Annotated in this window: 13 protein-coding genes; 3 read left to right on the top strand and 10 right to left on the bottom strand. The window is 70.1% G+C overall.

Annotation, left to right across the window (positions count from 1 at the left end; translation table 11 throughout):
* The first annotated feature begins 89 nt into the window (after nt 1-89).
* Complete coding sequence (locus U6958_RS32715; RefSeq protein ID WP_016449545.1) at nt 90-803, top strand: Crp/Fnr family transcriptional regulator; 714 nt, start codon at nt 90-92, stop codon at nt 801-803.
* 27 nt (nt 804-830) lie between these two features.
* On the opposite strand, the gene U6958_RS32710 is transcribed toward U6958_RS32715, so the two are convergent.
* From U6958_RS32710 to U6958_RS32690, 5 genes are all read right to left on the bottom strand, one after another.
* Nucleotides 831-1,190 carry a hypothetical protein gene (locus U6958_RS32710; protein WP_047328008.1) on the bottom strand — a complete coding sequence of 120 codons (360 nt, stop codon included), beginning with the start codon at nt 1,188-1,190 and terminating at the stop codon, nt 831-833.
* 95 nt (nt 1,191-1,285) lie between these two features.
* Nucleotides 1,286-1,669, bottom strand: a complete 384-nt coding sequence (locus U6958_RS32705) for a roadblock/LC7 domain-containing protein (protein ID WP_016449547.1) — start codon at nt 1,667-1,669, stop codon at nt 1,286-1,288.
* A complete protein-coding gene (locus U6958_RS32700) occupies nt 1,659-2,207 on the bottom strand; it encodes an ATP/GTP-binding protein (protein WP_043820163.1) in 549 nt (182 codons plus the stop codon). Before U6958_RS32700 ends, U6958_RS32705 begins: the two co-directional genes overlap by 11 nt.
* Nucleotides 2,204-2,872, bottom strand: a complete 669-nt coding sequence (locus tag U6958_RS32695) for a hypothetical protein (protein ID WP_074923581.1) — start codon at nt 2,870-2,872, stop codon at nt 2,204-2,206. Before U6958_RS32695 ends, U6958_RS32700 begins: the two co-directional genes overlap by 4 nt.
* 445 nt (nt 2,873-3,317) lie before the next feature.
* The gene (locus U6958_RS32690; RefSeq protein ID WP_074923582.1) at nt 3,318-4,238 is read right to left on the bottom strand and encodes a LysR family transcriptional regulator; all 921 of its coding nucleotides are present in this window, start codon (nt 4,236-4,238) and stop codon (nt 3,318-3,320) included.
* A gap of 153 nt (nt 4,239-4,391) precedes the next feature.
* Here U6958_RS32690 and U6958_RS32685 point away from each other — a divergent pair, with 153 nt between their 5' ends.
* Nucleotides 4,392-5,399 (top strand): tripartite tricarboxylate transporter substrate binding protein, encoded by a 1,008-nt coding sequence (locus tag U6958_RS32685; protein WP_074923583.1) that lies wholly within the window; start codon nt 4,392-4,394, stop codon nt 5,397-5,399.
* Between the two features lie 172 nt (nt 5,400-5,571).
* Nucleotides 5,572-7,173: a gamma-glutamyltransferase family protein gene (locus U6958_RS32680; protein ID WP_074923584.1), complete on the top strand. Its 1,602-nt coding sequence runs from the start codon at nt 5,572-5,574 to the stop codon at nt 7,171-7,173.
* A 22-nt stretch (nt 7,174-7,195) separates the two neighbouring features.
* On the opposite strand, the gene U6958_RS32675 is transcribed toward U6958_RS32680, so the two are convergent.
* From U6958_RS32675 to U6958_RS32655, 5 genes are read right to left on the bottom strand one after another with little or no spacing between them, the layout of a single operon-like run.
* Nucleotides 7,196-7,837, bottom strand: coding sequence for a nucleoside/nucleotide kinase family protein (locus U6958_RS32675; protein WP_074923585.1), 642 nt, complete (start codon nt 7,835-7,837; stop codon nt 7,196-7,198).
* Nucleotides 7,834-8,703 (bottom strand): sugar phosphate isomerase/epimerase, encoded by an 870-nt coding sequence (locus U6958_RS32670; protein WP_074923586.1) that lies wholly within the window; start codon nt 8,701-8,703, stop codon nt 7,834-7,836. The genes U6958_RS32675 and U6958_RS32670 overlap by 4 nt, the downstream gene beginning before the upstream one ends.
* Complete coding sequence (locus U6958_RS32665) at nt 8,700-9,737, bottom strand: ABC transporter permease (protein WP_074923587.1); 1,038 nt, start codon at nt 9,735-9,737, stop codon at nt 8,700-8,702. The genes U6958_RS32670 and U6958_RS32665 overlap by 4 nt, the downstream gene beginning before the upstream one ends.
* Nucleotides 9,734-10,780 carry an ABC transporter permease gene (locus U6958_RS32660; protein ID WP_074923588.1) on the bottom strand — a complete coding sequence of 349 codons (1,047 nt, stop codon included), beginning with the start codon at nt 10,778-10,780 and terminating at the stop codon, nt 9,734-9,736. The genes U6958_RS32665 and U6958_RS32660 overlap by 4 nt, the downstream gene beginning before the upstream one ends.
* Nucleotides 10,773-12,272: a sugar ABC transporter ATP-binding protein gene (locus U6958_RS32655; RefSeq protein ID WP_074923589.1), complete on the bottom strand. Its 1,500-nt coding sequence runs from the start codon at nt 12,270-12,272 to the stop codon at nt 10,773-10,775. The genes U6958_RS32660 and U6958_RS32655 overlap by 8 nt, the downstream gene beginning before the upstream one ends.
* Nucleotides 12,273-12,281: the final 9 nt, after the last annotated feature.

Raw genomic sequence — 12,281 nt, 5'->3', positions numbered from 1 at the left:
GGGAAGGTCTCCTGGCATGTGTTCGATGTCAGCGGCGAAAATACGCAGGCCCGCCGGCTGTGTCTGTCAGCCACCCGACATCCCTTTCCATGCAAGCTTCCCTCGCCTCTTCCTACCTGCCCACGCTGCGCGCCGGCCGCTGGTTCAGCGCATTGGCGCCGCAGTTTGCCGATTTGCTGCTGGCGCTGGCACAGCCGCGCCGCCTGGAGGCGGGCGAAGCCCTGTTCCTGCGCGGCGATGCGCTGGAGGGCGGTTTGTTCGCCGTGGTCCGCGGCAGCGTCGGTTTCTCCGGTGTGGGCGGCCAGAGCGAGCAGGCGCGCGAGGCGCTGCTCACGCGCATGGGACCAGCCACCTGGTTTGGCGAGATCGCGCTGTTCGACGGTTCGCCGCGCACCCACGATGCCCACGCCATGGAGCCCAGCGTGGTGCTGCAGGTGCCACGCCAGCCGCTGCTGGACTGGCTGCAGCAGCACCCCGCGCACTGGCATGACCTGGGCGTGCTGATGTCGGGGCGCATGCGGGCGGCCTTTGCGGCGCTGGAGGACCTGGCCCTGATGCCCGCACCCCAGCGGCTGGCGCGCCGCCTGGTGGCCATGGCGCGTGGCTACGGCGAGCGGCTGGACGACGTGCCGGCCCGGCCGCGCCTGGATATCACGCAGGAGCAGCTGGCGCGCATGCTGTCGATCTCGCGCCAGACCACCAACGTGCTGCTGCAGGGCCTGCAGGCGCGGGGCCTCATCCGGGTGCAGCGCGGCGAGATCGAGATCCTGCAGTGGCAGGCGCTGTGCGCCGAGCGGTTCTGAGCGGCGCAGCCAGTCAGGGGCTGTTGTTCAGACCACCAGCGCATTCTCCACGTCCTGCACCTTGCGGCGCGCCAGCGCGAGATTGGCCTTGGCCTTGTCGAGCACCAGGTACAGGAACAGGCCCTCGTGGTGGGTGGAGGGGCGCAGGATGTGGTACTGCTTGCTCAGCGTGATGAGGATGTCCTCGATGGTGTCTTCCAGGCCCAGCGAGCGCATGGTTTTGAGTTTGGCGCGCACCAGTTCGGTGTTGCCGGCGGCAGCCAGCTCCAGGTCCACGCCCGAGCCGTCCTGCCCCAGGATCATGCCGCTGTTGTAGTCCACCAGTGCAGCGCACATGGCGCCGTCGCAGCGCATCAGTTCATCCATGGTTTGCTTGATATTGGCCATTGTTTTCCTAACTCCCTTGTGTTGCGAAAATGTTCTGCACCTTCGCGGTGCCTTCTTGCCGGATGCATAGGAGCAGCCCTTGCCTGCCTTTGCCATCACGCTTGTTCCAGCGTCCGCACGGCCTCGCGCGAGACATAGAGAACCTGGCCCAGAACGGCCTCGCGCGAGGCCACCACGCTGATGACCAGCGTCAGGCCCGGGCGCTGTGCCTGCAGCATGACGATGAAGCCCTCGGCCGCCTCGACCACCACGTTGGCGCAATGCCCGAGCTGGTTCTCCTCGCCGGCGATCATGCCCAGCGCCGCCATCGAGCTGGCCATGGCCGACAGCCGCGCCGTGCTGCCCTGGCCTTGCGCACGGGCGGCCACCTCGAAGCCGTCCTCGGTGCTGACCACGCAGCCACGCACGCCGTGCAACCTGCTCATCAGCGACTGCACCGCCGCCTGGGCTGCAGCCTTCAAGGCAGCGTCATTCTTCATGGGACTTCTCCTGGGCAAGGGCTTCGATCTGCAGCAGCAACAGCTCGATCAGGGCCACCACCTGCTGGGGGTTGCGCACATCGGCCGGCACCACGGGGCACAGCAGGCCGCGCGATTGCAGGTGCACGGCAAAGCTGTCCAGATCAGGCGCTGTGTACTCCTGCATGCGGCATACCGCCACCACGCATGCCGTGCTGCGCAAGACATCGGACAGGCCCTGGACATAGATATCCAGGTCGGCCAGCGGATCGGAGCGGCTGTTGTCGATCAGCAAGATCACGCCCAGCGCGCCGCGCGAGAGGATGCGCCACATGAAGTCAAAGCGCTCCTGCCCGGGCGTGCCGTAGAGGTACAGCTTCTCGCCGTTGTCCAGGGTCAGCTCGCCATAGTCCATGCCGGCCGTCGTCAGCGCCTTGTCCAGGGTGTCATCGGTGTTGCGCACGTCGGTGCTCACAGGGGCGATCTCGCTGACGCAGCGGATGGCCGTGGTCTTGCCTGCGCCTGGAGGGCCGGAAATCAGGATCTTGAGTTCGCTCATGGGCGCGCTCCTGCAAACCGGGCCAAGCGAAGGCGTATGCGTTCGAGCACACCCCTGTCCGGCGCAGGGTTGCCGGGGGGCGGTGCGGCGGGCGGGCGGGCCGAGGCCCAGCGCAGCAGGCCGGCGGCGTCCAGCTCGTTCAGAAAACCGGCGCAGGTCTCGGGCGACAGGCCCGAGCGCTGGCACAGGGTCTGCATCGTCGTGGGCTGGCCTGTCAGCAAGGTGGCCAGGCGGATATGGTGGGATCTCGTCAGCAGTTGCGGCGACGGCCAGCGCCGCAGCTGCAGCAGCATCAGCTGATGCTGCGTGTGCAGGCCGCAGGCGTGTACCTTGGCGCTGGCCGGTTTGCCGTGCACCGACAGGATGCCTGCGCCCATGGTGTTGAGGCATTCCTCCAGCGCCTCGGCGCGCAGGGGCATGCCCAGGTGGCCACCCGCAGGGAAGGCTCCCCTCGGTGGCCCTCCCACGCGCAGCGTCAGCGCGGGCGGGGCGGCAGGCGCTTGGGCCAGTTCGCCATGCACCACCGTCATGTCCGCCTGGGATTCGCGCCACGTCCAGCGGTGCCGCGTGCGGTGATTCACCATCAGCACATAGGAGCGGAACAGCTTGGCGTCGCGGTCCGGCAGGCCATGCAGCATGAAGGTCAGCTCGGTTCGCTCATCCATGCTGTGCCTCCCGCTGCAATTGCCGCCTGCGCCCTCCGGTCTGGTTCGTGTACATGCCTTGCCTCTTCTTTGTAGGTCCGGCGATGGCCGGGTTGTCCATGAATTCATTCAGGAACGGGAGTCCAGGAATCCCGCAAGGGGAAGCCCGACGACAGAGCTGCGGATGATAGGAATGGCGCCGGCGGCTGGCTGTCCGGTCGCGCTGGAGAATCAGAATCGGCTGGGTCAGAATCAGAGTTGTCCTATCCGATTCGTGCCCAATCCGCTCCCAGCCTGAGCGGATCGAGCAAGGGCGATGGATGAATCGCGGGTCTGCAGGGCCGTAAAAATCGGAGCTTTCCGAGTTTTGTCCCTGCATCCCTGGTCGGACTGTGGTCTCTTTTCTGGCCGGCCTTGTGTGGGTGGTGCCTGGCGGGTGCTGCCCGCTGCCCGCCGTGTCCTCTGGTTACCAGGGACCGGGCAACCGCAGCTGCAGCATTTCCAGGAAGGACTGCGCCGCATGCGGCAGCGTACGGCCGGCCAGGGTCTGCACCTCGATGTCGCGCAGGTCCATGCCCCGGTCGCTGAGCGCCACGGCCACCAGTGCGCCTGTGGCCACCATGTGGCGCGCGGCGATCTCGCTGGCCACGGCCACGGCGGCGCCCTGGGCTGCAAAGTTCAGCAGGGTCTTGCCGTGGTTGCTCTCCATCACCGGCATCAGCATCAGGCCCTGGCGGCTGCAGGCGGCGTCCAGCAGCTGGCGCACGGCCGTGTCGGCCGGCGTGAGCGCCAGCGGATGGCGCACCAGCTGGGCCAGCGACAGGCGCCGCGCCTGCGCCAGCGCATGGCCGGGGGCGACCAGGGCCACCAGCGGCGCGGCCACGCGGCAGGCCACGGCAATGCCTTTTTCGGGCGCGCGGCTGAAGCACAGGCCGATGTCTGCCGTGCCGCTGCGCACGGCCTCGGGCACGGCGGGCGTGGGCAGCACCATGACCTCGAAGACGATACCGGCGTGCTCGCGCTGGAAGGCCGCGCACAGGCGCGGCAGGAACTCGTTGGCAAAGGCGTCGGAGCTTGCGATGCGCACGCGGCCGCTGCGCAGCCCCTGCAGGGCCTCGATCTCGCTCAGCGCGCGCTCGGCATCCAGGCCGGCGCGGCGCACATGGTCGGCCAGGATCTCGCCGGCCGCATTGAGCACCATGCCGCGCGGGTGGCGTTCGAACAGCGGCGTGCCCAGCAGCCCCTCCAGCGCCGCGATCTGGCGGCTGATGGCCGAGGCCGCCACATGCAGCCGCGCCGATGCCTCGGTCAGCGATCCGCATTGCGCCACTTCATGGAAGTAGCGCAGCGCGGTGTCCTGCAGGAGAAGGTGGCGGGCGTCGGGCATGTCGCCCCGATTGTCATCAATTTGCCGCAGAGGCAACGCAGGTTTGCAAATTTGCTGATGGCGGCAAAGGGGAGAGGGTTCTACGATGGCCTGTTGCGGCGTTGCAGGGAGCAGCGGCTGCAGCTGTCCAACCCTCTGACCAGGAGTGTGCCCATGAAGGCATTGCCCAGCGTTTTACTTCCACGCCGCACCCTCGTGGCTGCGGCCTGTGCCCTGGCTGGCGCCATGGCCCTGCCCGCCGTGGCCCAGGGCCAGGCGTCCTGGCCCTCGCACCCGGTGCGGCTGGTCGTGCCCTTTCCGGCCAGCGGCGCCACCGACCTCGTGGCGCGCGTGGTGGCGCAGCGCATGTCGCAGGACCTGGGCCAGCAGCTGGTCATCGACAACCGCCCCGGCGCGGGCGGCACCATCGGCACGGGCGAGGCGGCCAAGGCCTCGCCGGACGGCTACACGCTGCTGTTCACCACCAGCAGCACGCATGCCATCTCGCCACACCTGATGACCCGTCTGGCCTACAAGGCCGACAAGGATTTCACGCCGATTGCCGAGATCGGCGGGGCGGCCAGTATCCTGCTGGTCACGCCTTCTCTGCCCGCGCGCAGCGTCAAGGAACTGGTCGCCTACGCCAAGGCCCATCCGGGCGCCCTCAACTACGCCAGCAGCGGCAACGGGACCATCGTCCACCTGAACGCGGCGGCCTTCGCGGCGCGCGCAGGCCTGCAGCTGACCCATGTGCCCTACAAGGGCACGGCGCAGTCCATCACCGACCTGTCCGCAGGCCAGGTGCACCTGCTGTTCGACTCCATTCCCACCGGCATGCCCCATGTGGCCAGCGGCCGCCTGCGTGCCCTGGCCGTGACCGGCGACAAGCGCAGCGCGCTGGCGCCCGACCTGCCCACGGTGGCCGAGTCCGGCCTGCCCGGCTATTCTTCGGTCACCTGGTTCGGCGTCTATGGCCCGGCCGGCATGAAGCCCGAACTTGTCGCGCGGATCAATCAGGCCTTCAACAAGGCCATCCAGAATCCCGAGGTGGTGGCCAGCCTGGCCAGGCAGGGCGTGGAAGCCGCATCGCCGCGCACGCCCGAGCAGTTCGCCGCCATGGTGCAGGCCGACAGCGCGCGCTGGGCGCAGGTCATCAAAGACAACAAAATCACATTGGATTGAGTGAAGCACCCCCTGAGCGGCTTTGCCGCTTCCCCCTCTCCTGCGGGAGGGGGACGACGCCCTTGCTGCGGGGTGGCGCGGCCGGCGTAGGCCCTTGCTTGGCGTCCCTGAGCTGGGCCGTGCCTGCGGTTCCTCAAGCTATCGGTGGCGCGTTGGCGCTATGGAAATTGATATGACAAGCACTGTTACGGACTGGACACTTCCCTACGCCTCGCACCGCTCTTCGGTGCTGGGCCGCAACATGGTCTCCACCTCGCAGCCGCTGGCCGCGCAGGCCGGCCTGTCCATGCTGCTGGCCGGCGGCAATGCGGTGGATGCGGCCATTGCCACGGCCATGGCGCTGACCGTGGTCGAGCCCACGGGCTGCGGCCTGGGCAGCGATGCCTTCTGCATCCTGTGGGACGGCAAGGAATTGCACGGCCTCAATGCCTCGGGCCGCTCGCCCCAGGCCTGGACGCCCGAGTACTTCGCCGCGCTGGGCGGCATCCCCGAGAAGGGCTGGAACGCCGTCACCGTGCCCGGTGCCGTCTCGGCCTGGGTGGAGCTGTCGCGCCGCTTCGGCAAGCTGCCGTTCGAGCAACTGGCCCAGCCCGCCATCCGCTATGCGCGCGACGGCTTTGCGGTCTCGCCCACCATCGCCACGCTGTGGGCGCTGGGCGGCGCCAAGCTCGGCGACCAGCCCGGTTTTGCCGAATGCTTCCTGCCCGATGGCAAGGCCCCCAAGGCGGGCGAGGTCTTCCGCAGCGAAGCCCATGCGCGCACGCTGGAGGAGATCGCCGCCACCAAGGGCGAATCCTTCTACCGTGGCGCACTGGCGCGCTCGATGGCCGAGCACGCCAAGGCCTGCGGCGGCGCCATGACCGAGGCCGACCTGGCCGCCCACCAGGCCGACTGGGTCGGCACGGTGTCGCAGACCTTTGGCGATTCGGTGATCCACGAGATCCCGCCCAACGGCCAGGGCATTGCCGCGCTGATGGCGCTGGGCATGCTGGACGCACTGGGCGTGGGCGCCGAGCCGCTGGACGGCGTGGAGTCCGTGCACCTGCAGGTCGAGGCCATGAAGCTGGCCCTGGCCGACCTGCACGAATACAACGCCGACGGCGACCACATGCGCGTCGAATCCGCCCATCTGCTGGACGCCGGCTACCTGCGCGAACGCGCGGCGCTCATTGACCGCGAGCGCGCCAGCGCGCCCACCTACGGCGCACCGCGCCCCGGCGGCACCGTCTACCTGGCGGCGGCCGATGCCAGCGGCATGATGGTCTCGTTCATCCAGTCCAACTACATGGGCTTCGGCTCGGGCGTGGTCGTGCCGGGCACCGGCATCAGCCTGCAAAACCGCGGCCACGGCTTCACCACGCAAGCCGGCCATGCCAACGAGGTCGCGCCGCGCAAGCGCCCTTCGCACACCATCATCCCGGCCTTTGCGATGATCGCCGACGGCACGCCCCAGATGGCCTTCGGCGTGATGGGCGGCCCCATGCAGAGCCAGGGCCACCTGCAGATGGCCCTGCGCGTGCTGCGCTACGGCCAGAACCCCCAGGCCGCCGCCGACGCACCGCGCTGGCGCGTGACGGGCGGCAAGGGCGTGGCTGTGGAGCCCGCCTTCGACGCCGAGGTTGTCGCCGCCCTGCGCGCACGCGGCCACGAAGTCACGATCGAGGAAGGCCATGGCGTCTTCGCCTTCGGCGGCGCGCAGCTGGTGCTGCGCGACGGCGACCACTACATCGGCGGATCGGACCCGCGCAAGGATGGGGGCGTGGTGGCGTTCTGAGCGGGGGCTGTGTTCTGCAGCCTCACCCCCAGCGCAACACCCAATCCGCCCGCCCCCGCGTTGCCGCAATGCGGCGCGCATTGGGCTCGTCCACCTGCGCCACCCAGTCGCGTGCGGCCTGGGGGCTGCGGCCGTGGAGTTCGTGGCGGCGGGTCAGGCGTTCGATGCGAAGGCGGTCGTCCATGTCCACGTACCAGACCTCGTCCAGCAGCGCGCGCACGGCATGCCAGTGTGTGCCTGGCGCATCCTGTTCCTCCATCAGCAGGTAGTTGCCTTCGGTGATGACCAGGGGCACGCCGGGCGCGATGGCGATGGCGCCTGCAATGGGCTCCTCGATGGCGCGCCGGAATTCGGGGGCGTAGACCGTTTCACCGGCCACGGGCGCGCGCAGGCGGCGCAGCAGGGCCATGTATCCGGCCGAGTCGAAGGTGTCGGGTGCGCCCTTGCGCTGCGCGCGGCCCAGGCGCTGCAGCGCGGACTGCGCCAGGTGGAAGCCGTCCATGGGCACGGCCGCCGCCAGCGGGCCCAGCGCCTGCAGCAGGGCGGCGCAGACCGTGCTTTTGCCTGCGCCGGGCGGGCCCGCCAGGCCCAGCAGGCTGCGGGGGCCGGAGCGCGCCAGCGCAAATGCACGCGCCAGGGCTTCGGGCGGCAGGATGGCCGTCATGCGCGTGCCTGCTGCGCGCTGGCCAGCCCGTCTGCCATGAAGCCGCGTGCGTGCAGGGCCAGGTCCATGCCGTCTTCCCACATGGGGCGCCAGATGGCCAGCGCGTTCGACAGCTGCTCGTTGACGATGGCCGACGAGAAGCTCTCGAAGGTGACGGTGCCCTGGTAGCCGATCTGCGCGAGTGCGCCGAAGAACTGCGCGAAGTCGATGTGGCCCGCGCCCAGGTAGCCGCGGTGGCTCTCGCCGATGTGCACATAGCCCAGCCGCTGTCCGCAGGCCAGCACGGGCGCGGCGAGGTCGGCTTCCTCGATGTTCATGTGGTAGGTGTCCAGGTGCACGCAGACATGGGGTTGGCCGACTTCGTCGATGAACTCCAGCGCCTGCGCGGCCGTGTTCAGCAGATTGCTTTCGTAGCGGTTGACCACCTCCAGGCCCAGCGTGACGCCGCGCTCGCCCGCGAAGTCGGCAATGCGCCGTACGGCCTCGATCGCGTTGCGCCGGCCCTGCAGCGTGCAGGGATGGCCGTATTTCGCCATGGCGCCGTAGAGGATGCCGCCAAAGTAGCGCCCGCCCAGGCGCGCCGTGATGTCCACGCCCTCTTGCAGCAGCGCCAGGCCACGCGCGACCACGGCGGGGTCTTCGCTGGAGACATCGGCCTCGAAGGTCAGGCCCCGCGAGCAGCCCACGCCCAGGCCATGCTCCTGCAGCAGATCACGCGTGAGCGCCAGGTCCATGAGCCGGGGGCCGTGCAGGGACAGCTCGACCAGGTCGTAACCGGCCTGGCGCGTCTGCTCGATCACATGGCGGGTGGAGGCCGGCGACAGGTCGCCGGCCCAGACAAGGGCGTGGATGCCGAGGGGGTTCATAGGGGCTCCGGGTGGACTCTGCGAGAGCGTGAAGGGGAGGGTTCGGCGAGTGCCCGGGTACGGCCCCGCCAGCGCGCCAGCAGGTGGCGCGCGGCCACGGCGGCGATCATGGTGGCGCCCCACAGGGCCTGCGTGAGCTGGGCATTGGCGCCCAGCAGGTTCACCCCGCTGGACAGTACCTGCAGGACGAGCAGGGCGACGAACAGCCCCGACACCCCGCCGAAGCCGCCCATGGGATCGGTGCCGCCCAGGATGGCCGCAAGCACCGTGACCAGCAGGTAGGACTGGGCGTAGCCCGCACTGGCCGAGTTGAAGCGCGCCATCATCAGCACGGCCGCGATCCAGCACAGCAGCGTGGACAGGGTGTAGACGCCGATCAGCACGCGGCGCGTGTCGATGCCCGCATGGCGCGTGGCCTCGGCATTGGAGCCGACCATGCGGATGGCCAGCCCGTGGCGTGTGCTGCCCAGGTACAGGCCCACCAGCAGGCACGCGGCCGCGAAGATCCAGAACGGCAGCGGCAGGCCCAGCCACTGGGCGGAGCCCAGGGCCTGGAAGGCATCGGGAAAGCCTGCAATGGGCTTGCCGCGCGTGAGCCAGACGCACAGGCCGTTGATCAGCGACATGGTGCCCAGCGTGACGAGGATGGGGTGGGCGTTGACGCGCGCCACCAGCCAGCCGCTGGCCAGCCCCACCAGCAGGCTGGCGAGGGCGCCCACGGTCAGTGCTGCGGCGATGAGCAGGCCCTCATGGCCCGACAGGTCCAGGCCCAGCGCCGACAGGCCTCCCACCAGCACCCAGGCCATGGCCAGGCCCGCCATGTTGGCGCTGGCGACCACGGCCAAGTTGATGCCGCCACTGATCAGCGGCAGCATCTGTGCCAGTGCCAGCAGGCCCAGTTCGGGGATCTGCAGCAGCACCGATTGCAGCGTGCCCAGGGTGGCGAAGCTGCCGGGCAGCAGCAGCGTGAACACGGCGCACAGCAGCGCCAGCAGCGCGATCAGGCCCAGCGGCGCGCCAGTGCTGCGGTTCATGGCGCGGCCCCCGCCAAGGGCGCTGCAGGAGTGGCGTCAGCGCTGCGCTGCTGGTTGCGTCGCTGCGTGCGCCGCAGTCCCGTTGCGGCCGCGCAGGCCAGCACCACGGCGCCCAGCAGCACCTGGAAGAAATACGGCGACACGCCCATCAGATTCAGCCCGTTGCGCAGCACGGCCAGCAGCAGCACGCCCATCAGCACGCCGCCCACGCTGCCCGTGCCGCCGAACAGGCTTGCGCCGCCCAACACGGCGGCCGCGAGCACGAACAGCTCCGTGCCGACCAGGGCGTTGGGCACCGACTCGCCCACGCGGTGCGCCTGCACCAGGCCTGCGATGGCCGCCATCATGCCGAGCCAGCCATAGGCCACGCCCTGGATGGCGCCCAGCCCGATGCCCATGCGGTGCGCGGCCTCGGGGTTGCCGCCGAAGGCGTACAGGCGCCGCCCCAGCGCGCTGCGGCCCAGCAGCAGCGCGGTCAGCACGGCGGCTGCGCCGGCCACGACGATGGGCAGGGTCAGGCGCACGGGGTCTGCGCCGTCGGCGCTTGCGAAGCGGGCCAGCACCACGGAATCGCTCCACCACGACGGCAGGTCGTAGATGGACCGGCCGCCCGTGCCATGCATCAGCAGCGCGAAGTACAGGTTCAGCGTGGAGATGGTGATGATGATGGAGGTGGCGCGCAGGCGGTGGATGAGCAGGGCGTTGAATGCGCCCAGCGCCAGTCCCGTGGCCAGGCCCAGCGCGATGCTGGCCGCCGGTGCCCAGCCCAGGCGTGTGGCCGCGAGGGCCGCAAGGTACTGCGCCACCGTGGCCGTGGCCGCAAACGAGATGTCGATGCCGCCCGCGACCAGTACCACCAGCAGGCCCACGGCCATGATGGCGGTGACCGATGCGCCCTCGGCCACGTCCATCCAGTTGCCCAGCGTCCAGAAGCCCGGCGCCAGGGCGCCGAACAGCAGGGCCATGGCGGCAATGGCCAGGCCGAGCCGGGCCACGGGGTGTTGCAGCAGCGCGTGTGCGTGTGCGTGTGCCTGTTCAGGCATGGACGGCCTCCTCGATCTGGCTTTCGGAATGCACCCCCGGCACGAACTCGCCGGCCATGCGCCCGCCGCGCATGTGCAGCACGCGGTCGCAGTGGGCATGGACCTCGGCCACCTCGTCCGAGATGACGATCACCGCCATGCCCTGTGCGGCGAGCCCGTGCACGATCTCGAAGATGCCCTGGCGGTTGCCGATGTCCACGCCCACGGTGGGCGAGTCGAGGATCAGCAGGCGCGGCGCGGTCGCCAGCCAGCGGGCCAGCACCACGCGCTGGGCATTGCCGCCGGACAGCTGGTGCACGGGCGCGTCCAGCGCGGGCAGGCGCATGCGCAGGCGGTCGCGCCACTGGGCTGCGGTGGCGGCGCGGCGGCGGGCGGGCAGCCAGCCCAGCGGGCCGGACAGGCGCGGCAGCATGGCCAGCACCAGGTTGTCCTGCACGGACTGGCGCAGGTTCAGGCCGATGGACTGGCGGTCCTCGGGCACATAGGCAATGCCCGCCGCCATGGCGTCGCGGTTGCTGCGCAGCACCAACGTGCGGCCGCCCAGGCGGATGCTGCCGCGATCGGGCCGGCGCATGCCGAACAGGCCCAGGGCCAGCTCGGTGCGGCCCGCGCCCAGCAGCCCGGTCAGGCCCAGGATCTCGCCCTCGCGCACGTCGAAGCTCACGTCCTCGTAGTCGCCGTCGCGGCCCAGGCCGCGCACTTCCAGCAGCGCGGGCGCGGCGGACATGTCGCGCGCATGCAGGCGCTCATCCACTTCCTGCCCGGTCATCAGCGCGGCCAGTTGCCGGCCCGACAACTGCTCGGCGGGCCAGGTGCCGAGCTTGCGCCCGTCGCGCAGCACGGTGACGCGGTCGGCGATCTCCATGACCTCGTCCAGCTTGTGGCTCACGAAGACGATGGCCATGCCATCGGCCTGGAGCCGGCGCACCACGGCCAGCAGCGCATCGACCTCGGCGCGCGTGAGCGAGGCCGTGGGCTCGTCCATGAACAGCAGCCTGGCCCGGGCCGCCATGCCCCGGCAGATGGCCACAAGCTGGCGGCCCGCAATGGGCAGGTCGCCCACCCGCGCATCCAGCGGCAGCGCAATGCCCAGGCGCCGCAACACGGCCTGGGCGGCTTCGCGCTGGCGCCTGCGGCGCACGGGCGCCCACCAGCGGCCCATGGCCTGGTCGAAGGCGATGTTCTCGGCCACGCTCAGGTTGGGAAACAGCGACAGGTCCTGGTAGATCACCTGAATGCCCAGGGACTTGGCCAGCGCCGGGTCCAGCCGCTGCACGGGCTGTCCGCCGATGTCGATGCGCGCGCCCGGCTGCGGCGCGTGCACGCCGCTGAGCACCTTGATCGCCGTGCTCTTGCCGCTGCCGTTGCTGCCCATCAGGCAGTGCACCTCGCCGGGCATCACGTCCCAGTCCAGCGCATGCAGCGCGGTGGCGTCGCCAAAGCGCACGGTGACCGCCTGCATGCGGACCAGTGCCGTTGTGGTGGCATCCATGGCAGCGCG

This window comes from Delftia lacustris (genome assembly GCF_040267515.1).
Classification (GTDB): domain Bacteria; phylum Pseudomonadota; class Gammaproteobacteria; order Burkholderiales; family Burkholderiaceae_C; genus Comamonas; species Comamonas tsuruhatensis.
The sequence above is the reverse complement of the archived record's forward strand: the minus strand, read 5'-3'. Positions and strand labels throughout refer to the sequence as shown.

Excerpts from the sequence above, each read along its gene's own strand:
- U6958_RS32660 (WP_074923588.1), bottom strand. The coding sequence starts at position 10,780 with ATGCCTGAACAGGCACACGCACACGCACACGCGCTGCTGCAACACCCC.
- U6958_RS32700 (WP_043820163.1), bottom strand. The coding sequence starts at position 2,207 with ATGAGCGAACTCAAGATCCTGATTTCCGGCCCTCCAGGCGCAGGCAAG.
- U6958_RS32705 (WP_016449547.1), bottom strand. The coding sequence starts at position 1,669 with ATGAAGAATGACGCTGCCTTGAAGGCTGCAGCCCAGGCGGCGGTGCAG.
- U6958_RS32665 (WP_074923587.1), bottom strand. The coding sequence starts at position 9,737 with ATGAACCGCAGCACTGGCGCGCCGCTGGGCCTGATCGCGCTGCTGGCG.
- U6958_RS32670 (WP_074923586.1), bottom strand. The coding sequence starts at position 8,703 with ATGAACCCCCTCGGCATCCACGCCCTTGTCTGGGCCGGCGACCTGTCG.
- U6958_RS32715 (WP_016449545.1), top strand. The coding sequence starts at position 90 with ATGCAAGCTTCCCTCGCCTCTTCCTACCTGCCCACGCTGCGCGCCGGC.
- U6958_RS32655 (WP_074923589.1), bottom strand. The coding sequence starts at position 12,272 with ATGGATGCCACCACAACGGCACTGGTCCGCATGCAGGCGGTCACCGTG.
- U6958_RS32710 (WP_047328008.1), bottom strand. The coding sequence starts at position 1,190 with ATGGCCAATATCAAGCAAACCATGGATGAACTGATGCGCTGCGACGGC.
- U6958_RS32675 (WP_074923585.1), bottom strand. The coding sequence starts at position 7,837 with ATGACGGCCATCCTGCCGCCCGAAGCCCTGGCGCGTGCATTTGCGCTG.
- U6958_RS32690 (WP_074923582.1), bottom strand. The coding sequence starts at position 4,238 with ATGCCCGACGCCCGCCACCTTCTCCTGCAGGACACCGCGCTGCGCTAC.
- U6958_RS32685 (WP_074923583.1), top strand. The coding sequence starts at position 4,392 with ATGAAGGCATTGCCCAGCGTTTTACTTCCACGCCGCACCCTCGTGGCT.
- U6958_RS32695 (WP_074923581.1), bottom strand. The coding sequence starts at position 2,872 with ATGGATGAGCGAACCGAGCTGACCTTCATGCTGCATGGCCTGCCGGAC.
- U6958_RS32680 (WP_074923584.1), top strand. The coding sequence starts at position 5,572 with ATGACAAGCACTGTTACGGACTGGACACTTCCCTACGCCTCGCACCGC.